This window comes from Bacillus sp. AP8 (genome assembly GCF_000321185.1).
Taxonomy (GTDB): domain Bacteria; phylum Bacillota; class Bacilli; order Bacillales; family DSM-1321; genus Bacillus_AD; species Bacillus_AD massilioanorexius.
The window spans coordinates 25,934-51,350 of the sequence record NZ_CAPG01000090.1; the positions used below are offsets into that span (position 1 = coordinate 25,934).

A 25,417-nucleotide genomic window follows, 5' to 3' on the forward strand; every position below is an offset into this window, starting at 1 on the left:
AACTAAAATAATTATAAATAATATTGGTATTATACTTTTAATATAATTCGAATTCGAGATATTTACGGGTTTATATTTCAATATTCAATTATATTTATATTTTTTACAATCAGGAGGAATAGTTATGATGAACTGGCTTCGAAATAATATTTATGCTTCTGGACTTCTTTTAATAATAAGAGTATATATTGGGTATCAATGGTTTACACATGGATTAGAGAAAATTACTGGAGGTTTTGACGCTACTGGCTACCTTGGTAATATTGTTGCAAATCCAGTAAAAGGACCAGACGGAGACGTTGTTTATCCTCTGTATGTTTCGTTTATTGAACATTTCGCGGTTTCAAATACGGGTCTAATTAATGTGTTAGTTCCTTGGGGTGAATTATTAATAGGTTTAGGTCTTATTCTTGGTACATTAACAACTGCCGCTGCATTCTTTGGATTATTAATGAATTTCATGTTTTTCTTTGGTGGAACAGTTTCAACAAATCCTTCGTTCATATTATACGGATTTATTATTCTCATCGCTGGTGCTAATGCTGGTCGTTTTGGGGGAGATCGTTGGGTACTTCCATGGATTCGTACACATCTATTCAAAAAGAACATTTCAAAATCAGATACTAAACTTCAAAATGAATAAAATACTTCAGAAAAATTTTATTTAAATTAATCTGAACAAAAAACAAGGTTATCCTATTTACAATACTATTTTTATCAAGGTTCTGTTCAATTCTAGTGCTGATAGACTAAAAACGCTCGCTGTGGAATCTCACTTGAACTGCTATTCCCACAGAAGTCTCGCTATTTATGCACTTTCCATTCATTTTAAATTAACATCAAGGTATAACAGAGCCTTTATCAAAAATAAAAGTAATCATTAAATACAAACGAAATATTTTTGATTGCTATATAGTGTCTGTCCAGTCAAAACCCGTAACAATCTGTTCTCTATAGATACATAGGCAACAATACATATGTGTACAGCTCATTTATTTCAACTAAAAGGCGTCCTGCATTAAGTTTCATGCAAGACGCCTTAATTAAAGATTTCATCGCTGATAATAGTTTCAATTAACAATAATCTATAACAAAGCCAATCTTTATAGCATTTATTCTTTATCGACTTTTAATACTCGAATTGAATTGAGAACAGCGAGTACGGTAACACCAACGTCAGCAAATACAGCTTCCCACATGGTTGCAATACCAAATGCTCCTAATAGTAGGAAGAATCCTTTTACTACAAAGGCAAAAATAATATTTTGCCATACAATTACTCTTGTACGTTTAGCAACATTTATAGCTGTTGCAATTCTTGAAGGCTCGTCATTCATAATAACGATATCAGCTGCTTCAATCGCTGCATCGCTGCCTAAGCCTCCCATTGCCATTCCAATATCAGCTCTTGCTAAAACAGGCGTATCATTAATGCCATCTCCAACAAATACAATTTTTTCTTTGGCATGTTTTTCTTGTTCAATTTTCTCAAATTGCTCCACTTTTTGATGTGGAAGTAACTCTGCATGAATATCATCTAACCCCAAAGTAGCTGCAACTTTGTCTCCAACAGATTTTGCATCTCCTGTAAGCATAATGGTTTTCTTTACACCAAGTTCTTTTAACATCGTAATTGCTTTTTTAGCATCTTCTTTAATTTCATCAGAAATAACGATACTTCCAATAAACATGTTATTTACTGCTACATATACAATTGTTCCAATTGAATCGACAGCGGTATAGGCAATATTCTTTTCTTTCATTAGTTTTTTGTTTCCTGCAAGAATCTCATCGTCCTTCCATTTAACAACAGTGCCATGCCCAGTAACTTCTTCATAATCGTTTATTTGATCTTTGTTTAATTCTGCTCCAAAAGCATTTCGGATAGAGACGGCAATCGGATGATTTGAATATGCTTCAGCATATGCCGCATATTCTATTACTTGTTCACGAGTATAGCCATCAACTGCTTGAACATTTGTAACTTCGAATACACCTTTTGTTAGCGTTCCAGTCTTATCGAAAACTACGTATTTCACATCATTTAATGCTTCTAAATAGTTGCTTCCTTTAATTAAAATTCCTTTTCTGGATGCTGCTCCTATTCCTCCAAAAAATCCTAGTGGAATCGAAACAACTAAAGCACAAGGACAGGATATAACTAAGAATACCAATGCTCGATAAATCCAATCAGAAAACAATTCCCCTGAAATGATTAACGGTGGAACAAACGCTAATAATGCTGCTGTTATAACGACGAATGGTGTATAATATCTCGCAAATTTTGTAATGAAATTTTCTGTCGGAGCTTTGCGATTACTCGCATTTTGTACAAGTTCTAATATCTTTGAAACAGTAGATTCTTCAAAGCCTTTTTGAACTTGTAACGTAATAACTCCATTTTTATTAATAAAACCAGAGAGTACCTCGCTTCCCTCAGTCACTTCTCTTGGTACAGATTCTCCTGTTAATGCAGATGTATCCATCGATGATGTTCCCGTAATGATTATTCCATCTAGCGGTACTTTTTCACCTGGTTTAACAATAATCGTTTCACCTATTATTACTTCTTCCGGAGATACTGTTTTATATTCGCCATCTCGAAAGACATTAGCATAATCAGGGCGAATGTCCATTAAATCAGCAATTGATTTTCTAGATTTGTTTACAGCAACTTTTTGGAATAACTCTCCTATTTGATAGAAGAGCATAACCGAAACGCCTTCCGGAAACTCTCCTATTAAAAAGGCACCAATTGTTGCGATAGCCATTAAAAAGTTTTCATCAAATACTTTTCCTCTAATAATATTTTTAGCCGCTTTTAATAATACATCTCCACCAACGATTAGATATGCAATAAAAAATAAAGCAAACTCGATAGTGGTTGAAAAAGACGTTAAAGCAGCGATTAATGTTAAAACTCCACCAACAATTAATCGCATGACCGTCGGTTTAATGGCTTCAAACTGCGTTCCTTCTGAACTTTTCTTTACAGAAGAATTCATTTTCACGACGGTAACATCCGGTTCAAGTCGGTTGACTATTTTTTTTATATGATTTTCAATTTCTAATGGCTTCATTTGTGAATCTAGATGAAAAGAAAGCTTTCTTGTAACAAAACTCAATTGCACATCTGAAACGCCTGATAAAGCCCTTACTTCTTCTTCAATTTTAGCCGCACAATTAGCACAATCTAATCCTTGTAATTCATATTCAATTTGTGCTCGTTTTTTTTCAATTATAACTACTTCAGGTTCTGTCTGTTTTACAACCCGAACAGCCTCTTCCGAAACTGTAACCATTTTTTTTGCATCTGTTTCAATCATTAAAGTTTTAGTAGCAAAGTTTACAGAGCATTCATTAACATCATCAATTTTTTTAACGCTTCTTTCAATTTTGGCTGCGCAATTAGCGCAATCTAATCCTTCAAGAATATATTCTTTCTTTTGTACAGTATTATTCATCATGACTTTCCCTCCCTTACAAATAATCGCCATAATATTTATTTACAATGTTCTACATGTATCGTTATTTTACATAGTTTGTTTTCTCATTCTGTGCTGCCTATGAACAAGTAGTGAATTTAAGCTGAGTTAAATTCTGTTTTAGGACCTTTCAATCCACTTGAATTTTTTACTCCTTTTATTCATTAAACTTATTTAAGAACAACAATCTTTTAGAAAGCAGCCTTTATATATTTTGTTTTAGTTTTAGCATCTCCAATTTTCGAGCTTAATAACATTTGCTTATATGCTCATATGTTCATATTTGCTATACTTTTATTGTATGCTCATGCGTATCATTATGCAATATGTTAACAGCATATAATAAAAAAGTTCACAATAATGTCTTATTGTGAAGGAAATTCCCTGAGTGTTGGGCAAATGATTAGAAGCCGTTTTTTCAATAGGTTAAGCATAAAGTGCACCAGAAACAAACTTTGTTTTACCTTTACTCTTCATAGCGAAATCGGATGGATTATTCTTTTCACTGGAATGGCAGTAGGATAGAATATTAAAGAAACAAAAAAGGTGAAACGATTGGCTCATTTCACCTTTTTCGATTTCTTCACTTATTCCTGGAATAATACATTTTACAATTATGATAATTGGAAATGTTTCTTTGCTTTTTCAAGGAAAGACTCATCTTCCTCAGCTAAATCATCTTCATGAAAAATGGCTTCTACTGGACAAGCAAACTCACATGCACCACAATCTATACATTCTACAGGATTAATAAAATATTGATCTGCTCCAAGTTCAATACAATCTACAGAACAAACATCCATACAATCTGCTGCTTTTTCTGTCATGCATGGTGAAGTTATTACATAAGCCATCGAACATTCCCCCCTAAATGTTAATTTAGTCACTTTATAACTGTTAGTTTCTAAATCAACTCTATATATTAGTGGTAAGTTTTTCATTAGATAGTGACGAAGAATAAATATTTGTTTGACGAATCCATTTGGTTGCCACCCATTTCTCGCCCTCTATTACAGGATTACTTTTATGTAACGAAAGGCGGTCTACTTTCCCTTGACTGTTCGTATAGTGAAAATATATCCCCGTCCCTTTCTTAGGTGCTATCGAAAGATTTACATAAGGAAAGGTTGTTTCTCCTCCATGCTGTACATCATTAAGATACATTAATAATGTTCCAATCCTCTGCCCACCTTTATTTGAATCTACTTTATTGGTTGGAAAAAAATCATAATGTGGTTTATATTCTTCCCCTACCTCATAATGAAGAACTTGAGTCCCTTCTCCGTTTTCGATTGGATAATTTGTTAGCTCAGCTATTCTTCTCTCAATTTTGCGTAATAAATCATTCTCTTCATTTACAAAATACATGCCTTTGCTCGTTCTACCTGCTGAAGCTTTTTCTTCACCCGTTTTTTGGTCAACTACAAGAGATGGTTTTAAACGAGGCTTAGCCAGTTGAATAAGCTGATCACATTCTTCGTAACTCAATAAATTTTCTAACAATAAAACAAGTGGCTTATCCATTCTCATCCTCACTGTAATCTCACAATCAGTTGTATGAATGAGATAACCTTTCTCTCCAATTGTAGGTATTTCAGCAGAAGCCGATTGTGTGACTATACCATTTTTAGACCAAAACTGCTGTTCAACTATCTCTAATACCGTCCTGTAAGTAGAGTTTGAATCAAATCCTTGTTGAACCATTGCTTCCGCAATTTTATTCGGCTTCATTCCTTTTTTTATCAGTTGAATGATTTGAGCTTTCACGCCTTCCGATATCACTTGCCCTCTATTTTCCATTTGGAATCCTTCCCTTTATCAGCCTCGATTATTGTCTCATTTATTTCATACTATTCGTCTTATTTTACCATCACTATTTCAACATGAAGATGTTACGCTTCCATCTGTAAAGTGATTTTTAAAAATCACCACCTCCTTCGTTTAGTTTACAATCAATTCTTTTTACTACAGAGACCAAATAGACTAAATAATCAGAAATTTACAAAGCGATTAATGACTATTTCGTCTAAACTCATCTAGGTGTTTTTCTTTATATTTATTATACTAAATAGTATAATAATATTTAATAACGATCTAGAAAGTAGTGCATCTAACCTTGCACTATTTTTTTATTATTTTGTAGGCTTCATCAATTACTCCTACACTAACTGACCCTTTTAATACGTCTATCTATAACGAAAGTGAAGTGTTTACTTATGGAACCATCATCAAATCGCTCAACGAAAGATCGCATTCTTAATTTAATTAAGAAAGAAACCACTATGACTGTTAATGGCTTAGGTGAACGATTAGGAATTACTCATATGGCTGTTAGAAAACACTTAAACACTTTAGAAAAAGATCAATTAATAGATGTGCAGTTAGAAAAACAGCCAATGGGAAGACCCCTGCAAGTCTATTCCTTATCAGAAAAAGGAGAACGACTTTTCCCAAAAAACTATGAAGGAATTACTGTTGAATTTCTTCATGATATCAAAGATATATATGGAGAAGAATCTATTCAACAGCTATTTAAAAAAAGAGAAAAACGACTTACAGAAGAATACACTACACTGGTACAAAACAAATCGAACAATGATAAAATGCAAGAGATAATTAAAATTCAAAATGAAAAGGGCTATATGGCAGATATTTCAGTAATCGATGAGCGTACGTACGAGCTCACTGAATATAATTGTCCTATACTTGCTGTCGCTAATGAATTCAAAACGGCTTGTCAATGTGAAACACAAATGTTTAAAAATGTTTTAGACGCCGAGCAAGTAAAGAGAATAAGTTGCAAAACGGAAGGAAATAACCACTGTAAGTTTCTCATTCAATTCAGATAACAAATCACTAAACATATAAAACCGTTGTAAAGATCAATCTCTACAACGGTTTTTTAGTGAATAAATTTTACATTCTTTTACGTGTTATATCCTGAATTTCCCCAAAGAGTTTTACTATTTTATTTCATTACAGAATAACGTCTATTTACTTCATCCCAATTAATCACATTGAAAAATGCATTAATATAGTCTGGACGTTTATTTTGATATTTTAAATAATATGCATGCTCCCACACATCTAAACCAAGAATAGGTGTTTTTCCTTCCATTAATGGATTATCTTGATTCGCTGTACTTGTGACTGCTAATTTTCCATTATCAATTACAAGCCATGCCCAGCCAGAACCAAATCGAGTTGTAGCTGCTTTAGCAAACTCTTCTTTAAATGTCTCATAGCTTCCGAATGCTTCATTTATCGCTTCTGCTACAGCACCTGTTGGTTCTCCACCTCCATTTGGTGAAATAATCGTCCAGAACAAGCTATGGTTTGCATGTCCACCACCATTGTTTCGAACTGCTGTACGAATATTTTCCGGTACACTTTCAATTTTAGAAACTAACTCTTCAATACTGTGAGAAGAAAGCTCACTATGTCCTTCAATTGCTGCGTTCAAATTATTAACGTATGTTGCATGATGACGATCATGGTGGATCATCATTGTTTGTTCATCAATATGTGGTTCTAAGGCGTTAAATGCGTAAGGTAATGCTGGTAATTCAAATGTTGACATAAAATTTCCTCCTAAGTTTACTATTATTTTATTTATGGCTTGTTTTCTATAAGATTGTTTGTTTTAACATAAATCCAGTGAATAAAATAAGCATAAAAGTCATTTGAAACGGAAGCGGAAATCAACTAGCCTATATTCACTAACTGGGTCGTAGGTAATAAAAAATGCGAAAACAGCCTATTTTCATATTACATACTTTTTAAGTAATAAAGTATAAAAAATAACAACGGATTATGAAAAATGAATCCTGAACCTATTTCTTTACTTCATTCGTACATAGGTTCTTTGCCTAACCGTATGACTAGTATTTCCTCACATCATACGATTAGACTATATTGATAGATTTATAAATAAAATTCCTTTGGAATAGCCCCAAATTTTCTTTTGTGATATAAAAGTGGAGATTTAGCTTGATGTTCCATGTTAATGACTTTTCCAATCAATATCATGTGATCTCCAGCGTCTATTGTTTGGAAAGTCTCACATTCTAACACACTTGAAACATCCTGAAGAATCGGTAGATTTCTTTCAGATGTATTCCACTGGCAGTTTCCAAAACGGTCCACATCTTTACTTGCAAACAATGTGCAAATTTCGCCTTGATCTTCTGCCAGAATATGTACGGCAAATTTTTCAGCTTGAACAAAAATATTATACGAAGACACCCTTTTGTCTATAGACCATAAAATGAGCATAGGATCTAAGGATACTGAAGCGAAAGAGTTAACAGTTAATCCTAGCGGTTTTCCTTTATCACTCATTGTTGTTACAACTGTTACACCTGTAGGATAATTTCCCATAACTTCTTTAAATGTAGCAGCATCTGTATTCATATCTTTCTTCTCCTTTCTAATTATGACGGAAGTTTCACTTTATAATTATTACAAATGAATAAGTGAATATGTCATCATTCCATTTCTTCATAATAAACTAGCTGCCATACATCTTAAGATGATTTACTTTATACTTATTATACTAAATGGTATAATAAGTATAAATACAATATAACAAAGTTATTTCCATTTTTCTAATAAAATGCTTTCTTTCATAAAAATGTTATCAAAAAGTGGACGCTAGGAGACAATATGGGGTTTATCATTATCGAAATATGTGATTCAAATTTACTTTCTTCTATTGATCTAGAAAAGCTATTGGAACATTACTCTGAAGTTACTGTAATGCGTTATGAGTGCCTAAATATATGTGGTTTATGTAAAATGCGCCCATACGCACTTGTTAATGGCCAACGAGTATTCGGAAAAACTAACGAAGAATGCCTATCAAATATTCATTTAAAAATAGAGGCGGAGTTAGCTCAGCTATAATGAGCCCTCCTTTATTTTCTTCTTAATGAAACAGCCAATCCCACATCATTTCTCTATTCAGACAATCATGAAGAAGATACTCCTAACCATTCTTATTCTACACACATTTCCAAATAATTACAAAAACATATTTAAACACAATATAATCAACTATAGCTAATTGGTTGACATCAACTGAAACATTTACATAATTCTAACCAAAATTTAATGATTTTTTCATTTCTTTCTTCCTAATCCATGTTAGATTATATATAAGTAAGATCATTTTCATAACTTCTTTAGTTACACATATTATTTTATGGGAGTGGAGATAGGATGAGCCAACCGAAAAAGGAAGCCATTTATACACTTGTTAAAAGTCCTTACGAAAATATCGTGAGATGCATAGTATGTACGCATGTTGTACTACGCAGCTTTCATTTAAGTAATTTTAAGCAGCTTCGTTTTTTTGATGATAATGGAGGTCACACATTATTAGGCAATATTGCTTCCATCATTGACCGTGGCTTTATTTTTAAAGACTTGTTAAACAATGAATTTGAGTTCAAGGAACTATCCCTTGCAGAATATCAAGAGTCCTTTTTACATGACGAAAATAATTTAGGAGAACTACCTCATACTATTACAAATACAGAAACGTTTTGGTCATGGTATCGAGAGCAAGTTGAGCATTAATAAAACAAACAAAGGTTAACACAACAGAGAAAACCATCACCGTTGTGTTAACCTTTCTTTACATGCCATAAAACTTATGTTCATTCTAATATTGTCTATACGTATAAGGATCACTTGGTTCCTTAATGGATTTCCACTCTTCAACTTTTAAAACAGGAATGGTAGCTTTAAAAGGTTGGTAATACATGGTGGATATTTTTCCTTTTACATTAAGCCATACATCATCCGTGAAATGAACGTTTTCAGGAAATTCTACAAGCATACCAAAAGCTCCTGAATCAGCAATACAATGTATAATTCCAAAACGCAATATAAAGAACTGATTTACCTTCAAGGTATCCCCTTTAAAAGTAAATCCATCAAATGAAATCTCTTTATCCATGAACTCTCCGGGGAAATTATAAATGATCTCCATTCCTTTTAAGAAATTTTCATTATTTAGTTCTACTTTGTTACTATGAGCAAATTGCTTCAATTCCTTCTCCATTAATTCATAATGGCCCTCTTTTCCATAATATACGCTTGTATCGGGCTTTAAATATTGCGTTTGAGCGTATGGATCAGAAGCTTCTAAAGATTCAATCGTTTGAAATGAAAATCCTTTTGATTTAACAATCGTTGAATCAAGCGTTGCAACTGGTAAAAAGAGCCCTGTAACGAGCGGAAAGATAAAAATTCCATAATGAAGAAATCGATAGAATAATGGCTTTTGATTTACATTCATATGAGAATGGTCAGAACAGCATTGTACTTCGTCTTTATGCTTTGCAACGTTAAATATTTGTACGACTGCTAGAATTGCAAAAATAAAAATTGCGATATACGAAATATAAGAATATTTCATATTTATATATTTAGATAAATCTCCAGTTGCATGTAGACGATAGAAAAAAAACGTAAAAATCATTAATATAAGCGCTCGAAACATAAATTTCCTCCTCCTTTCCTATATCATTAATGATCCCAGCAATACCAAAATCGTAATGAGCATAATTAATATAAAAACGAATCTTTTATTAAATACACTTAACATCATTAACATATTTTTTATATCCACCATTGGACCATATACAAGAAAGGCTACAAGTGCCCCTATAGAGAAAGTTCCACTAAAAGAAGAAGCAATAAAAGCATCCGCTTCTGAGCAAAGAGATAATACATAAGCAAGTCCCATCATTACTAAAGAGGATGTTACCTCTGTCTGCCCCATCTCTAATAATGTTGACGTTTTTAAAAATGTTTGCATAGCTGCAGCTATAAATGCTCCAATAATTAAATATTTCCCAACAGAAAAGAATTCCTCTATAGCATGTCTAAGCATATCGACCATTTTTTGCATAAAAGAAAGATTTGTGATTTGAGAACATGAACTAGATGAAGATATCTGCAACATCTGATTTCCATTAAACAAATAAGAAATCAAAATACCGATGATGAAAGCAACTAATAATGCTATACATCCACGATATATCATGATATCCCACTGGTTGCCAAAAGCAATATACGTTGAAAACATAACAATAGGATTAATAACTGGTCCTGTTAGCATAAAAGGAATGGCAATATAAAGAGGTACGCCTTTCATCATTAATCTGCGAACAATTGGCACAATCCCACATTCACATGCTGGAAATAGCCCACCAATTAATGTTCCATATAAAACAGCTAGAAATTTGTTTTTAGGTATTAGCTTAGCTACCAGTTCTTCTTTAACAAAAATCTGGATAAATCCAGCTACAAAAACTCCTATTAAAACAAAAGGTATAGCTTCAATTAAAATGCTTATAAAAATTGTATTCAGTTGCAAAAATGTAGACAAAGTGTATGATTCCTTTCAAAAATCTTAGCTTCTTCTATTTAATTAAAAGTTCACACCAATTTTATCATTATCAAAGCTGGCAATATCAAAGGCAATATATAACAACTATTTTCTAATTAACTAGTGTCTATTCAATAAATAACCGTTTGTTCATACATCATTTATCTATAAATAATCGAACAGTATACTAACTTTTTTGTACAATTTGCTTTCTCTTCAATATGCGATATCCCGTTAATACAGTTGCTAATAAACAAATGAAAAAGGCAAAGATGAATGCAAAGTGAAAGCCAAATATGAATAAATCGGGTCTATGTTCAATATAGGTTTTAATCCCATAACCTGCTTTATAACTCATCGCGCTATATAAACTAGTTGTCGCTAAGGCCACTCCAATTACCATCCCTACATTTCTTGCAAGAGAGTTCATACTACCTGCTATACCAAGCTGATGCTTTTGGACAGAAGACATAATAATTGCATTATTAGGTGATTGAAACAGGGAAACCCCAGCTCCCATTAAGGCCGCTGACAGAACAAAAAAGCCAAGATGTGTAGTTTGATCAATAAATACAAAAAAGAGCTGTGCACAAGTAAGAATAATTAATCCAATAAAGGTTAGAATTTCGGAGCTAACCTTGTCAGACAAGTATCCGCTTATAGGGGCTACAATAACCATTACTAATGGTAAGATCATTAACAAAAAGCCGGAAGAACTTGCTGTTAGAGCTAATGTTTTTTGTAAATAAAAAGGCATCAATACATTATAAAAAAAGCTTGTTGTAAAAACTAAAACAGCACAAATTAACCCTAAAGAAAATCCTCTATTAGCAAAGATTTGAATATTAATTAATGGCTGCTGAACTCTCTTTTCCACTATTATTAATAGAATGAACGTTATAATTGAGCATACAAATAATATCTTAATAAGAGGCTTCATAAAGCCAATCTCCTGACCAACAAATATAGCGCCGAATAGGAAAAAGATGAACGCTCCAAATAAGACAAAACCTAGATAGTCAACCTTTCTATTTTCAACATACACTTGATCTTTCGGTAAAATAAAAAAACCTAATAGAATTGTGATTAACCCTATAGGAACATTAATTAGAAAAATATACTCCCAGCTAAAATGGCCAATAATCACACCCCCTATACCTGGTCCTGCTATACTACCTAAAGAAACAAATGAGCCCATTAACCCTAATGCCTTTCCTCTTTCCTGAACAGGAAACTGCTCAGTAATAATCCCATAGTTCGTTGCCATCGTCATACTGGCTCCAAGTGCTTGAACCATTCTTGATAAAACTAAAGCAGTTAATGAATAACTTATTCCACATAGGAAAGAGCCAAAAATAAAAATAAATGTCCCTAGCCGAAATACTTTAACTTTCCCAATGGTATCTCCTAATTTGCCAAATAGTAGTATAAAGATACAAATAATCATTAAGTAAATAGAAACAATCCATTCTACTTGGTTCATATCGACAGATAATTCCTTTGACATCGTTGGAATAGCAATATTTACAATACTTCCATCCAAAGTAGACATAAATGTAAATAATCCAACAGCAAGCAGGATAAGCCATTTATTTTTACGTCGTGGTAAATCTCGAGCTGACTCTAATTGTTTTTTCATGACTAATTCTGCCTCCATATGTATGTAAAGTCATTAAATCGACGGGTATCGCTAACCACATACGAATTACCATTAGTATGAATCACCTTAAAGATGCTATACGTTTAAAAAATGATGGAATAGATGGGTATTTGTTATTTTGAAACAGGGGATATGTTGAAGAAGTCTGTTATGGAGGAATGTTGCCATTAGTTCATAATAACAACTAATTACGCACATCACAGATTTTTCGTACTCGTTCAACATTAACTCTGGATTGTTTCTAAAAAGTCTAGCCTTAACATAACCTTTATACTACCAATCCAGATATATAATGCTTTCTTATATAACCTTCGTTTGTCGACCTAACACATCTTGACGTATCCATTTATATGCTTGATCAAGATTTTTCATTGATTGGTCTTTTTTCTCTATATTAATCAATTGAATTTTAATTTGATTAGTTAAGCTTGTATAAACCTCTTCTAAAGTAATGGCTTTCTCACTCACTAGATTGTTCGAAATGAGAGACTTAAAATGATGAATGTAAAAATCAATCGTTTTCAATATACAGCCCTCCCTATGCTTATGTCTATTTGTATAGTGAACAATCAAATTAAAAGCTAGTAGTGGTTCCCATCTTTCTTTCATAATTTATAAAATTGGGGGTCTTATAAATGTACAATTAGGGATATTGCGTCTAGGGTAACCACTACTAGCTAAAATAAAAAAAACAACTTCCAAAGGAAGTTGTTAATTCACGAAAGAAATCTTAATAAACACGAAAAATACACTACAAAATTTTCCATGCTAAATAATTCGCTATTAACACCTCCTATCCTCGTAGGTAACTGATGTAACTATTAATTAGGCAGGTCTCCTGGCTTATGTTCATCGCTTTTCGAACCTTCCCATTTCTTATATTCAGAAACAGTGGTATTTTCGAATTGCTCCCAATTACAGTTGCGGGACAGCGTCGGATTCTAACCGACTTCCCTTTTAAGCAGATAAAATCATACTACTTTTATCCACACCTATTAATTTCGCTTATTCATTTTTCTGGTTAAATATAACAAAAAATTATAAATTTTACAAACAGCAGTAACTTTTTAGAAAAATACTATTGAAATCTTATATTGTATGATTTGAGCCATTCACTAAATAATCTACTTCTTCGTCAATTAAATGGATATCTAATCTTTCAAATAAAGGGCGTACAGATTGGATAACGCTCGGAAGTTCTGTTTGTTCCTGCCATTCTATCTTATCAATACTGAGCATTGTACGAATCTTCTCAGCTGAATAAGGTAAAAATGGCTGTAAAAGCTGCGCTAAATTACAAATTATATAAACACATGTTGCTAGTGTATTGTTGCCTTCCAATTCCTGTTTCTTTACTTGATTCCAAGGCTTTTGATTATCAAAATAACGATTAGCCTCTCGAACATATTTAAAAATTTCCTCTAAAGCTTCTTTAAAATGTCCTTCCTCAATCCTCTCTCCAATTTCACTATATAAGCTTTTCGTACGTGCCTGAATAGGTGAAGCAATCTGACCCTTTGGAACTTTATTATCAAATGCTTTAGAAATAAATTTTAATGTCCGATTCACAAAATTCCCATAAGCCCCCAACAACTCACCATTATGGCTATAAATAAATTCTCTCCATGAAAAATCCGTATCACGATTTTCTGGCGCATTCACTGTTAGAAAATAACGAATGGAATCTGCATCATACCTTTCTATGATATATGGCACCCATACAGCCCAATTCTGACTAGTAGACAACTTACGCTTCTCTAAGGTTAAATACTCATTGGAAATAATCCGTGTAGGCAATGCCTTATTCTTTATTCCCAAAAGTATAGCTGGCCAAATGACCGTATGGAATGGAATATTATCCTTACCATGAACATAATATGATATTGTTTCATTATTCCATAAATGATCTATTTGCTCTCCATGTTGTTTTGCCCATTCTATACTTGCGGTTAAATAACCTGCAACAGCTTCAATCCAAACATAGATTTTTTTACCCTCAAATCCGACAACAGGAACATCTACACCGTTTGGTAAATCACGTGTTACTGCTCGATCCGGAAGTCCTTCCTGCAAATATCTTTTTGTTAAGGAAATGGCATTCTCCCTCCAGCGCTGTTCTTGCTCAGCAGATGCAACAAATGATTCTAGCTGATGCTGAAATTGGCTAAAAGAAAAATAAAAATGTTCGGTTTCTCTAATAATTGGTTCATTACCACATATTTTGCACTTTTTCTCTAATAAATCTAATGGGTCTAAAATAGCTGCGCAGTTATCACATTGATCTCCTCGTGCTTTCGCTCCACAATTTGGACATACTCCTTCAACAAAGCGATCCGGCAAAAATTGCTGATCTCTTTCACAATACGCTTGCTCTATTTTTTTAGTATATAAAAAGCCATTTTCTAGTAATTGGAAAAATATATTTTGAACCGATTGATGATGATGTTTGGCATCCGTTCTTGTATATAAATCATACGTAAATCCTAGCTTTTGAAAACATTCAGTAAATTCCTGATGATATCGGTTTGCAATTTCCTCAGTCGAAGTCTTCTCTTGATTTGCTCTGATGGAGATGGGCGTACCATTGCAATCACTTCCAGAAACATACAATACTTTTTCACCTTTTTGTCGAAAGTATCTAGCTAATATATCACCGGGAAGTAAAGCAGCTACATGCCCTAAATGTAGAGAGCCATTAGCATAAGGCCATGCTCCTCCTATTACAATTGTCATCCTAAACTCCTCCTTTTTTACATAAAAAAACGCCCTAATCATTACGATTAGGACGAGCATTTCTCGTGTTACCACCTATGTTCACAAATAACTCACGCTATCTACCTCATTCAGTACGCCATTTCTATGGGATACTGCTGCCGTTATAACGAGTGCCTATCTCGTCGTAATCTACTTGCGAATCGCTTTCGGTACGAAGCTCAAAGGTCATTTTCAAAAGGGGTCGTTTACTTCATTTCCACCAACAGAAGCTCTCTATTAAACACTGCCCTATTTACTTTTCCTTTTCAACGCCTTTAACATTTGTGAATAGTTTAATCCTTTTGCTCTTAAAAGACAAGTGAATCATTGTTGACTATCTTTTACTTTTTATTAAAGTATTATAGAGAGAAAATTTTGCTGATTTCCACTATAACAATTACCACTCTCCTAATAGCATCTAAATATAATAAATACCGTAAGCCTGAATTTCCCTCATTATTTATATGTATGTAAACATTTTTGACAAATACACTGTTTACCTATACTTTCTTCTGGAACTAATTCAAAAATTTCATTTGGAAATTTCTCTTTTACACACCAACATAGCTCCTCATCACTTGCATCTATTTTACAACGATTCTGTGCTCCGCATATTGGACAAACCTTACTTTTCACTTTACCACTCCTTTAAAATCGATATTTCATCATAAGAGCTGACACACATTATTAAAACCCAAATTAACGAACCGTTAATTCATAATAATAAAACTCATTATCTTTCACAAAATCATTTTTTTCATACAATTTTTGCGCTGTTTTATTTGTAACTGATGTTTGAAGCGTTAATGTTTTCGCATTTGTCTGGTGACATAATTCAACTGCTTGATCTATTAACTTCTGTCCTACCCCTTTTTTACGTACATCTTCTTCAACATATAAATCATTCAATATCCAAATTCTATTCATCGACACAGATGAATAGGAGGGATATAATTGCACAAAGCCAACATACATACCTTCCTCAACCGCTACATAAATGATAGAATCTCCTAAATCCATTCTTTCTTTAATAAATCGTTTAGCACCATTCAAATCAGACGGTTTTTCATAAAACATTCGATACGAGTTAAATAATCTAGATACCCCTTCTACATCATTTACTGTAGCTTTATACACGTTCATCATACATCCTCCTTTTTAAACTTATTATTCTAAATATTCTAATATAAATGATTGTAAAATTCTATTAACCACTTTATGTATTCAATACTCATAAACAATATTCAAATACTATTGTTAATATTACTATGCTATTCTTCCATGAACCTTTTACTATATTAAAGTAATAAAACATCAAAGTGAATAAGAGATAAAAGGAGGTAGCGTTAGTTTCGTTGAGGTAGTATATGAAGAAAAGACTAAAGAGATGAATATAAGATAAAGTTGATCGAAACTAAATAAAAAATGAGTAAGATGAAGCTCAATCTATGTTAGATGTTACATTGAACAAAAATGTCTACTTTTTCATTGAGCAACAGAATCTTTCCGGGAAAGTCTACTATACTTCATTATTATTCTTTAATTTTGTTAAATAGTTCACATTATTGAATGAAATCCAACGGTTATTTTGCCTAGATACGTCCTATAATAAGGTTATATTAAAATAATAAAATACAACAAGAGAGTGAGATAGATATAAACAATTCAACGGTTCAATTATGTTGAATAGCAAGTGAAACAAAGTTGTAAAATGCCCAAGAAAAACATGTCCATTTTCTAAAGATAATCCAATAGTAAAAGTACATCACCCTTACAACATACAAAACGAGGATGAATATGATTCGTTTTATATAAAGTCCATTTTCGTACTACTACATTCGTTTATTTGTAAAACCCTACGCATAAACATTGGAATAGATCTGACTATCGATTTAATCTCAATATAATATCAAATTGAGACTTACTGGTTCATATGCTAATAGCTATTTTTACTTTTTATGATTTCAATAAACTTTGTCACAACAATATTTCAGCATTTTGCGAATAAATTTAATGACATTAAGGAGAGGTATTATATGACCATAACTACACTGTCAAAATCTCAAATAGACTTTAAAGAACCTAAAACAAGTTGTCAAAATGTCATTGCCGAATTTGAATTGGTTATTAATTCTTTAGATTGCTTGGAGGATTGTTATTTTTCAATAGTTGATGCAACTGGGAAAATCGTGTTTGTCTCAAAGGATTTCGAAAGCTTGGATGGATACAAAATTAGTGAAATATTAGGAAAAAACGTAATGGACGTTTACAAATTAGGCAAACAAAAAAGTGTACATATGAAGGTTTTACATGAAAAACGGGTATTAAAAAATACTCTTTTAAGATATACATCTGCTACTGGTCAACCTGTCGAGCTTGTTATGGATATATACCCGGTTTACTCAGGGCGTGAAATTATTGGTTCGTTTGCTATTAGTCGAGATACAAGCAAAATACAAGCGCTCACAGCCACAGTTATGCAACTGCAAAAAGCACTTAATAATCAGCTCCAAAAAGCAAATAATAACGGAACCCAGTTTTGTTTTGATGACATCATTGGTCCTGGACAATGCATGCAAAATGTCATTAACACAGCGAAGAAAATGGCGCGTTCGGAATCACGAATTATGATTCTTGGCGAAACAGGAACAGGTAAAGAACTGTTTGCCCAAAGTATTCATAACGAAAGTTCTAGAGCCAAAGAGCCTTTCATTGCCGTAAACTGTTCTGCCATTCCAGATACTTTGCTAGAAAGTATTCTTTTTGGAACAAGTAAGGGTGCATTTACAGGTGCACAGGATAAAGCTGGCTTATTTGAAGAAGCTAAAAATGGCACACTTTTTCTAGACGAGCTTAATTCGATGAGTATTGTACTTCAATCTAAACTTTTGAGAGCACTAGAAACGAATCGTATTCGCAGGGTTGGAAGCAACAAAGAAATTCCCGTTAACCCACGAATTATTAGTGCGATGAATATAGATCCGAAAGAAGCTATTGAAACAGAAAAGTTAAGAAGTGATTTTTATTATAGACTTGCGGTCATTACTTTAGAGTCTCCACCTCTGAGAAATAGAAAAGAAGATATTGTTACGTTATCTTGGAATTATATCAATAAATATAATAAGATTTTAGGTAGAAAGATTGATGAGATTTCAGAAGATGTTGTTCAAATTCTAGAAAACTATAATTGGCCAGGAAATGTTCGTGAATTAAGTCATTGTATTGAGCATGCAATGAATATGGTTGACCCTACCGATACTTCTTTACTCATACAGCATCTACCACCATTTCTTCAAGGTGTGACAACCAAGAATAATATTAAGCCAATTGTCGTATCAGAAAACAGCAATTATAAAGAAATCATGCTACAGTTTGAAAAAGACATATTGACACAAGCTCTTAAAAGAAATAATGGAAATATGAATCAAACTGCAAAAGAATTAGATTTATCAAGACAATGTTTATATTATAAGTTGAAACGGTTAGAAATTGATATTCAACATGATATACGGATAGGATAATTTCCAAAAAAAGCATCTCCCTGACACTCTATCTCATTCAATGAGCAAAAGTGTTAAGGAGATGCTTTTTTGTACGAAGAAGTTGGACTGACTATCGTCAATCCTGCCTTCTTTGTAGTTGTTTTAACTTTTTTTCTGCTGAAGAACCCTGCCTTAAATTCGCATAGCCAATTAGAAGAATCGCACTAATGATTAATATGCTACCGAGCGATGTAAACCATGTTACAGGTTCATTTAAAATGATGATACCTGCTACAAGACTTACCACCGGTTCTAAGGTACTAAGAATAGATGCATTGGCCGATCCGATACTTTGTGCGCCTTTTATGAAAAAAATCAAACCCAATGCCGTGCAGAAAAAACTCACCAAGGCTGTATAATACATTCCTTTTAACGTAATAACTAATGGCCAATTCCCTTGTATGAGAAGTAGGATTAAGGACGTAAAAAATGCAAACACACATAAATAAAATGCTAACACTAAACTATCTATCTTTTTTACCTGAGAATGATTAAGTGCCAACGTATAAATAGCAAAGGTTACAGCTGACAGTGTAGCTAAACCAACCCCTTTAAAAGAAAAGCTGTTACCACTTGGATCAGCAATTAAATAGATACCGCCAATCGAGATTAAGAGAGCAATCCATTTATATAGCTGTAGCTTCTCACGATAGATGAAATACGCAAGCAGCATGACTAATACTGGGAATAAATAATGCAGTGATGTAGCCACGCCAGCACTTATATAGTTATAAGATACGTACAAAAGTAGAATAGTAGCTGTAAAGGGAACTGCTGATAATAGCATTGGTCCTATTTGTTGAATCCCTAATCGAAAATGCAGCTTACGATATCCTATAAACACTCCTAGCATAATGGCAGCCATGCCAGAACGTAAAAAAGTAAAGTCGAAAGCTGATAGTCCTGTTACATAGGCTTGTTTAACCCATATCGGCATCATACCGAAAAAAGTAGCAGCAGCGATTACATATAAAATTCCTCGAAGGTTTTGCATTAGTTGTATCCCCTCTTGATGTGATTTACGCAAATTTCATAATTAATGACCTATGGGGTAACATTATTGAAACTTCCATATTTCTCAAGGGCTGATAGTTAGAATATATTAATATATTCTAACTATCAGCCCTATACTATTTTACAAAAGAATCGGGTTGTATATAAGTAGAAATGCATTATTTCCTCTATAGTCGAATATCTGAATAAGGCATATATGATCTCTAACTATTAAATTTTAAATTTACTTATTGCATCGCTCAGCTCTTGTGCCAAACTTGCTAAAACTTGACTGGCTGAGGACATTTCTTCCATTGATGCCGCTTGTTCTTCAGTAGCTGCCGATATCGTCTGGGTCTCTCCAGCTGTGTCTTTGCTAACTTTATTAATCCCTTGAATCTCTCTATTAATTTCTTTACTGCCATCCGAGATTTGTACGGTAATGTGTTGAATCTTTTCTGCCATCACATTAATTTCAGATATTAACTCATCGATTTCACCAAAGATTTTCTGTGCTTCCTGAACTACTTTCGAACCTAAAGCAACTTCTTTCTTTTCTTCTGCCATTGAAACAACAACATTGCCTGTATCACTTTGGATTCTATCAACAAGTGCAGAGATATGATTTGCTTCACCTTGCGACTGTTCAGCTAGTTTACGAACTTCCTCCGCAACCACCGCAAAACCTTTGCCGTTTTCTCCTGCACGAGCCGCTTCAATTGTCGCATTTAAAGCTAGTAAATTCGTTTGATCAGCAATACTTGATATTGTATCGACAATCTGACCAATTTCTTTAGAGCGCTCACCCAGACTACCAACCAACTTTGATGATGTCGTAACGCTTTGTTCGATTGTTGCCATCTGAGTAATGACCTTACTAACGATGTCTTTACCAGATCTCGTTCTTTCTGCTGTATGTAATGTCTTATCAACTATGACTGAAGCATTGGCTGTTAAGTTTTCGATATCATTAGATATGCGGTCAGCCACTTCTACAGCCTGTTCTACAGATTTCATCTGATGATCCGCACCAAATGCCACAGATGTGATAGAATTTGCTATTTGCTCAGCTGCTTGAGACGACTGATCAGCATTAGCAGTTAATTCTTCACTTGATGCAGCTAGTTGTTCAGCAGATAGGCTTACACTTCCAATCAAATGTCGAAGTTTCTGTTTCATCTCTTGAAAAGATTCTGCCAGCTTTCCAATCTCATCCTTAGTAGTAATTGTCTGCGGCTGATCAACGAAGTTTCCTTCTGCCATTTCTCGTGATTGTGCCATCATCATTTTTAGTGATTTGGTAATTTTCATCGTAATCCAAACAATCACTAAGCTTAGAATAAGCACAACAATCAAACATCCTGCTGCAAGCATGTAAGCCATCTTGTTTACTTTAGCAAACAATTCATCCGTATTAACACTTGAGCATAGAAACCAACCAGTATTTCCAATAGGTGCTGAGCCTATCAGTTTTTCCTCTCCCTTAATACTAATGGTTTCAACTGTGTTTTTTTCGTTAAGCATTTTTTGATAAAAGTCTTTCAAACTACCATCGTAAATATTTTGCAAAAAATCATCTGGCTTAAATTCTGGATGGCTAATTAACTCACCCTTATTACTTACAACAAAAACATATCCTGTTTTTCCGATCTTAACTTTTTTCAATTTAGTCAACAAATCATCTAAATTAACATTCGAAGTAACCACGCCAATTTTTTTACCATTTGAAATGATTGGCTCCCCTACAATGGATAACAAATCTTTTGTTCCAGCCATATCACGGTAAACATCAGAATAAACAGACTCGCCATTAGAAGCAATGATTTGCTTGTACCAATTTCGCGTGCGATGATCATAATCATTTGGTGGTACCCAATCATCACTATCTACATATCTTTTATCCTCAAATGCAAAAGCAATAGTTGAAATCCCATTTTCTTTATCTAAAGGAAATTTAACAAATTCCTTCATTTCCTTTGTTGTCAAATTACGCTCAGCTAACATCATTGCTAAATTCTGTGTACTGACCTCATGTTTTACCAAATCTTTGTTGATTGATTCGCTATAATATTTAGTCGTTAATTCGTTGGTCTGAAGTATTTGTTCTTTTAAGGTATCTTTAGATGTATCGTAAGCGTAAAGACTCAATGATCCAATAAAGATAATAACAGGTATTAATAAACCAGCTAGCATTTTTGTTTTTAAATTCATCGATAGCTCTCCTTGCACACTAAAGTACTAACGAGGTAAAAGATTTCTGAAGATTATCTGGTGGCAGAATAAAAGTTTACTAATTGATTATAATGCCTGCAAACTTCTCTAATAAAAGCGATAAATTGATAAAATTATCTGCACAACCACCCCTGCTTTATCCAATTGTTAACAAATGAAATGATGCTGAATAAGCAGCTAGTGTACTATAATATATTATTTAAAGAGAAAATAGCACGAATACAGAATATATCGAAAATTATTGTTGTGACAGATAAAATCAAATACTATAGTTATAGAGAATTTACTCCAAAAAAAGAAGCTCCCTCATTAACAGACAACTTTCTTTACAAATTCCTATCTATAGCAGCCACATTCTTTTTGAAGAATTAAGCTGTTATAGATAGGATGTTTCCTTATTCATTAGGTAGCGTTGAATTTTATTGTGGTTAAGCTTTTTAATCCGTTCGCATTCCGCAGTCGAGTTCGAGTGCCAATCCTCATCGCCCGCTCCTCACTTTAGATTCCTGTCTTTCTCTCTTCTTTCGCAGGATTCACACGGATTATCGCACAGGCATTTTGTTATTAAGTAAGTAGTAACGTATTTCAAAACCTTTATTTAAAATCTACCGAACTTGTTTCAGCTAGCATTTTTCCTTTTGTCTCTGGAGCCATGATAATTGAAACAACTAAGCCGAGAACTGAAATAGCTGCACCAACGAGCATTGTTGGTCCAATTCCATACGCACCCATAAAAATAGGTAAAGCATAAGTAGATAGTACAGTTCCAATTCTACTAAAAGCCATAGCTGCACCTACTGCCGAAGCTCTAATCTCAGTTGGGAAAAGTTCATTTGGATAGAGCCATTGCAATATACCAGGCCCTCCTGAAAAGAATGCATAAATCCCAAGCGCAATAACGATAATCCAAACATTAGTGTTTGGAAAGAATCCTAAAATAGCTAAAGCAACACTCATAATCGCAAAGCTTCCAATAAGTAAAGGTCGACGACCAATGGAGTTTAACCAGAACATCGCTGGAATACAACCAATTAAGAAGAACAAACTAATGATAATCTCACTTAAAATAGCTTCTTGTCCTGCTCCAAAACCAAAAGTATGCATAATTTGCGGACCAAATGTGTATAATCCAAACATTGGCACCACTTGACATACCCAGATGATTCCAATAAACATTATTCTTCTAAAATAGCCTTTTTCAAATAACATTCTATATCTTGTCTTCTTAGCTTCTTCCGGTTCTAATTCCACATCATCACCGTATACTTGTCGTACAATGGCACTAGCTTCTTCAACTCGTCCTTTTCGCGACAACCATAATGGTGATTCAGGAATTCCCCAACGTCCAATTAAAAGAATCACACAAGGAACAAAAGCACTACCTAGCATCCATTTCCAACCGCCATCTACTTCACACAAATAATAGCCAACAATATTTGCTGCGGTTGCACCTACATACCATGCTGCTGCAATTATTCCCATAGAAATTGCTCTGTACTTTCGAGGTGTAAATTCTGTGACTAACGAAGTAGCAATTGGGTAATCCGCACCGATAACAATACCGATTAAAAATCTCATAATCACGAGTTGCAATGGTGTGGATACAAACATAGTTGCAATCGAAATAACTGCAATGGCTATGATATCGATAGTGAACATCTTCTTTCGTCCTACTATATCTGTTACATATCCACCTAGAGCAGTTCCTATAAACAATCCTACTAAGGCTGCTGCTCCAACCATCGCACTCCAATGTGCACTTAAATTCAGTTCGGGTCCCAATTGAGTAAGGGCTACACCAATAATAACCAGGACATAGCCATCTAAGAAAGGTCCACCACTAGCAAAAAGGGTCATCCTCTTAAGAAAAGGTGTTATTTCTACATCATCGAGCGTTTTTTTTACTTGCATACTCTTAATCTCCCTTTCTGGTAATCCATCATTCATCTCACAAAAGAAATGTTATACCGATGGAATTAGTACTGTATTCTATAAAACCAGACCCAAGAAAGCAGCCATTCCGCCGATTTTCTAGACATCATTAAAACGTTTATTTTTTCTCCCAGGGAGCCATTAGTAATGTATTCCAAACTAAAAGCTTTACAGCTTACATTTACTGTTTATTTTAATAAGCGGAATTTTTTATGATCAGGGTAAAAATGAATGAGGTCAATAATTATTCGATAGAAATTATAGCTATTAGTATTCAATTACCATACTGAGTTTCATATTGCTTCCTCTGAAATGTCGTTGTAAAAAGATTCATCTCGTACAAACGAGCACTAAGACTCCCACTATGATAACGAAGTAGAGAAACTAGCTCGTTTAAGTGGGAGATCAAGTGCTGTTTAGAACCAGATCAGTTTAACGAATAACCGATATGTATAAAGGAAAATTCTAATCTATTATCGTCTCACTCTATGAATTTGTAATGACTATTTGAATTACAACAAACATTCTTCTGATTCACATCATTTATCTCTAGATTAATAATGAAAGACTATTTCCATTCAATAATTCCGAAGTTTAAGTACGGTTTCGCTTGAGTATAAGCATCAATTACTCTAAAGTGAACCTTGTTGTCTCCCATTTTCCACATTTGTGTTTTAAGAGTAGCACCTGGAAGAAGCGAAGCTGTAATACGTGTTTTAAAACGTGTTAAGCGTTCTGGTTCACCAGGAATGATTGTATTAATAAAGTGACGGCAAGCAACACCAGCAAAACTTACAGCATGAAGGATTGGCTTCATTTGACCGTTTGCTTTTGCATATTCCCAATCAATATGTTGTGGGTGGAAATCACCTGATAAACGGTAAATTAATGCTTGATTTTCAGGAATACGTTCTTCAATTTCAAAGTCTGGCTCTCTATCTGGAATTTCTACAATATCTTTAGGTGGTTTTGGACCTCCAAATCCGCCATCATAAATTAAGCAATCCCAGCTCTCGTTAGTGAAGATTTTTTCTCCAGTTTCATCGAAAGTTTCACCAACATGTTGTGCTAATAAACCTCTATCTGGTCCACGATCATATAAACCTTTAAGTAGTACGTGTGTACTTAATTTACCTTGTAGTTTTGTTAATGGTTTGTGGAATTGTAAATCAAATCCCCAGTGAAGTGAACCAGCATAGTTGTATCCATAGTCAATCGTTTTAGTAACTTCACTGTCCACAATTGGCATTGCTGCAAACATTGGAAGAATTTTTAAATCTTTTTCATAAACATATTGCAAGTCTGTTTTTCCATCTACACCAGCACCACAGCCAAGTGCGAAAAGAATTAAATCTTTGAAATCATATTCTCTTTCAAAAGGTCCAAATGTTTGCCCAACCATTTCTGTCTTAATTGCCAT

General features: G+C 33.7%; 21 protein-coding genes, 1 pseudogene, 1 riboswitch and 1 other annotated feature. Of the genes and pseudogenes, 5 read left to right on the forward strand and 17 right to left on the reverse strand.

Annotated elements, in window-relative coordinates:
• The first annotated feature begins 124 nt into the window (after window positions 1–124).
• Window positions 125–643 (forward strand): DoxX family membrane protein, encoded by a 519-nt coding sequence (locus tag BN349_RS24540; protein ID WP_019244308.1) that lies wholly within the window; start codon window positions 125–127, stop codon window positions 641–643.
• A 469-nt stretch (window positions 644–1,112) separates the two neighbouring features.
• Here BN349_RS24540 and BN349_RS21145 read toward each other — a convergent pair whose 3' ends face one another.
• From BN349_RS21145 to BN349_RS21155, 3 genes are all read right to left on the reverse strand, one after another.
• Window positions 1,113–3,464 carry a heavy metal translocating P-type ATPase gene (locus tag BN349_RS21145; protein ID WP_026089431.1) on the reverse strand — a complete coding sequence of 784 codons (2,352 nt, stop codon included), beginning with the start codon at window positions 3,462–3,464 and terminating at the stop codon, window positions 1,113–1,115.
• 635 nt (window positions 3,465–4,099) lie between these two features.
• A complete protein-coding gene (locus BN349_RS21150) occupies window positions 4,100–4,339 on the reverse strand; it encodes an indolepyruvate ferredoxin oxidoreductase subunit alpha (protein WP_019244310.1) in 240 nt (79 codons plus the stop codon).
• Window positions 4,340–4,400: 61 nt separating this feature from the next.
• The gene (locus BN349_RS21155; protein WP_019244311.1) at window positions 4,401–5,285 is read right to left on the reverse strand and encodes a 2OG-Fe(II) oxygenase; all 885 of its coding nucleotides are present in this window, start codon (window positions 5,283–5,285) and stop codon (window positions 4,401–4,403) included.
• Between the two features lie 416 nt (window positions 5,286–5,701).
• Here BN349_RS21155 and BN349_RS21160 point away from each other — a divergent pair, with 416 nt between their 5' ends.
• Window positions 5,702–6,334, forward strand: coding sequence for a helix-turn-helix transcriptional regulator (locus BN349_RS21160; RefSeq protein WP_019244312.1), 633 nt, complete (start codon window positions 5,702–5,704; stop codon window positions 6,332–6,334).
• 119 nt (window positions 6,335–6,453) lie between these two features.
• Here BN349_RS21160 and BN349_RS21165 read toward each other — a convergent pair whose 3' ends face one another.
• Window positions 6,454–7,065 carry a superoxide dismutase gene (locus BN349_RS21165; RefSeq protein ID WP_019244313.1) on the reverse strand — a complete coding sequence of 204 codons (612 nt, stop codon included), beginning with the start codon at window positions 7,063–7,065 and terminating at the stop codon, window positions 6,454–6,456.
• A 344-nt stretch (window positions 7,066–7,409) separates the two neighbouring features.
• Window positions 7,410–7,898 (reverse strand): flavin reductase family protein, encoded by a 489-nt coding sequence (locus tag BN349_RS21170; protein WP_019244314.1) that lies wholly within the window; start codon window positions 7,896–7,898, stop codon window positions 7,410–7,412.
• Between the two features lie 252 nt (window positions 7,899–8,150).
• Here BN349_RS21170 and BN349_RS21175 point away from each other — a divergent pair, with 252 nt between their 5' ends.
• Both BN349_RS21175 and BN349_RS21180 read left to right on the forward strand, forming a co-directional pair.
• Complete coding sequence (locus tag BN349_RS21175; protein ID WP_019244315.1) at window positions 8,151–8,390, forward strand: DUF1450 domain-containing protein; 240 nt, start codon at window positions 8,151–8,153, stop codon at window positions 8,388–8,390.
• Between the two features lie 315 nt (window positions 8,391–8,705).
• Entirely contained in the window at window positions 8,706–9,065 is a 360-nt protein-coding gene (locus BN349_RS21180; RefSeq protein WP_019244316.1) for a hypothetical protein, read from the forward strand.
• Window positions 9,066–9,150: 85 nt separating this feature from the next.
• On the opposite strand, the gene BN349_RS21185 is transcribed toward BN349_RS21180, so the two are convergent.
• The 7 genes from BN349_RS21185 to BN349_RS21215 form a co-directional block, all read right to left on the reverse strand.
• Window positions 9,151–9,993, reverse strand: coding sequence for a TIGR03943 family putative permease subunit (locus tag BN349_RS21185; RefSeq protein WP_019244317.1), 843 nt, complete (start codon window positions 9,991–9,993; stop codon window positions 9,151–9,153).
• 18 nt (window positions 9,994–10,011) lie between these two features.
• On the reverse strand, window positions 10,012–10,884 hold the full coding sequence (locus BN349_RS21190; protein ID WP_019244318.1) for a permease: 873 nt from the start codon (window positions 10,882–10,884) through the stop codon (window positions 10,012–10,014).
• A gap of 187 nt (window positions 10,885–11,071) precedes the next feature.
• Window positions 11,072–12,523 carry an MFS transporter gene (locus BN349_RS21195; RefSeq protein WP_019244319.1) on the reverse strand — a complete coding sequence of 484 codons (1,452 nt, stop codon included), beginning with the start codon at window positions 12,521–12,523 and terminating at the stop codon, window positions 11,072–11,074.
• A gap of 321 nt (window positions 12,524–12,844) precedes the next feature.
• Window positions 12,845–13,069: a hypothetical protein gene (locus BN349_RS21200; protein ID WP_019244320.1), complete on the reverse strand. Its 225-nt coding sequence runs from the start codon at window positions 13,067–13,069 to the stop codon at window positions 12,845–12,847.
• A gap of 286 nt (window positions 13,070–13,355) precedes the next feature.
• Window positions 13,356–13,555: riboswitch (cobalamin riboswitch) on the reverse strand.
• A 78-nt stretch (window positions 13,556–13,633) separates the two neighbouring features.
• Window positions 13,634–15,277 (reverse strand): methionine--tRNA ligase, encoded by a 1,644-nt coding sequence (metG, locus tag BN349_RS21205; protein WP_019244321.1) that lies wholly within the window; start codon window positions 15,275–15,277, stop codon window positions 13,634–13,636.
• Between the two features lie 45 nt (window positions 15,278–15,322).
• Window positions 15,323–15,577, reverse strand: a binding site (T-box leader).
• Between the two features lie 177 nt (window positions 15,578–15,754).
• Window positions 15,755–15,934: a cysteine-rich CWC family protein gene (locus BN349_RS21210; RefSeq protein ID WP_019244322.1), complete on the reverse strand. Its 180-nt coding sequence runs from the start codon at window positions 15,932–15,934 to the stop codon at window positions 15,755–15,757.
• Between the two features lie 63 nt (window positions 15,935–15,997).
• Complete coding sequence (locus BN349_RS21215; protein ID WP_019244323.1) at window positions 15,998–16,441, reverse strand: GNAT family N-acetyltransferase; 444 nt, start codon at window positions 16,439–16,441, stop codon at window positions 15,998–16,000.
• An 893-nt stretch (window positions 16,442–17,334) separates the two neighbouring features.
• Here BN349_RS21215 and BN349_RS21220 point away from each other — a divergent pair.
• The gene (locus tag BN349_RS21220) at window positions 17,335–18,819 is read left to right on the forward strand and encodes a sigma-54 interaction domain-containing protein (protein WP_019244324.1); all 1,485 of its coding nucleotides are present in this window, start codon (window positions 17,335–17,337) and stop codon (window positions 18,817–18,819) included.
• Window positions 18,820–18,916: 97 nt separating this feature from the next.
• On the opposite strand, the gene BN349_RS21225 is transcribed toward BN349_RS21220, so the two are convergent.
• From BN349_RS21225 to BN349_RS21240, 5 genes and pseudogenes are all read right to left on the reverse strand, one after another.
• A complete protein-coding gene (locus tag BN349_RS21225; RefSeq protein WP_019244325.1) occupies window positions 18,917–19,834 on the reverse strand; it encodes a DMT family transporter in 918 nt (305 codons plus the stop codon).
• A gap of 230 nt (window positions 19,835–20,064) precedes the next feature.
• Window positions 20,065–21,012, reverse strand: a complete 948-nt coding sequence (locus tag BN349_RS27010; RefSeq protein ID WP_425457667.1) for a methyl-accepting chemotaxis protein — start codon at window positions 21,010–21,012, stop codon at window positions 20,065–20,067.
• Window positions 21,007–22,044: pseudogene (locus tag BN349_RS27015) on the reverse strand (HAMP domain-containing protein); the annotation flags it as partial. The pseudogene BN349_RS27015 and the gene BN349_RS27010, both read right to left, overlap by 6 nt.
• Window positions 22,045–22,659: 615 nt before the next feature.
• Window positions 22,660–23,976, reverse strand: a complete 1,317-nt coding sequence (locus BN349_RS21235) for an MFS transporter (RefSeq protein WP_019244327.1) — start codon at window positions 23,974–23,976, stop codon at window positions 22,660–22,662.
• A 589-nt stretch (window positions 23,977–24,565) separates the two neighbouring features.
• Window positions 24,566–25,417: a MaoC/PaaZ C-terminal domain-containing protein gene (locus BN349_RS21240; RefSeq protein ID WP_019244328.1), complete on the reverse strand. Its 852-nt coding sequence runs from the start codon at window positions 25,415–25,417 to the stop codon at window positions 24,566–24,568.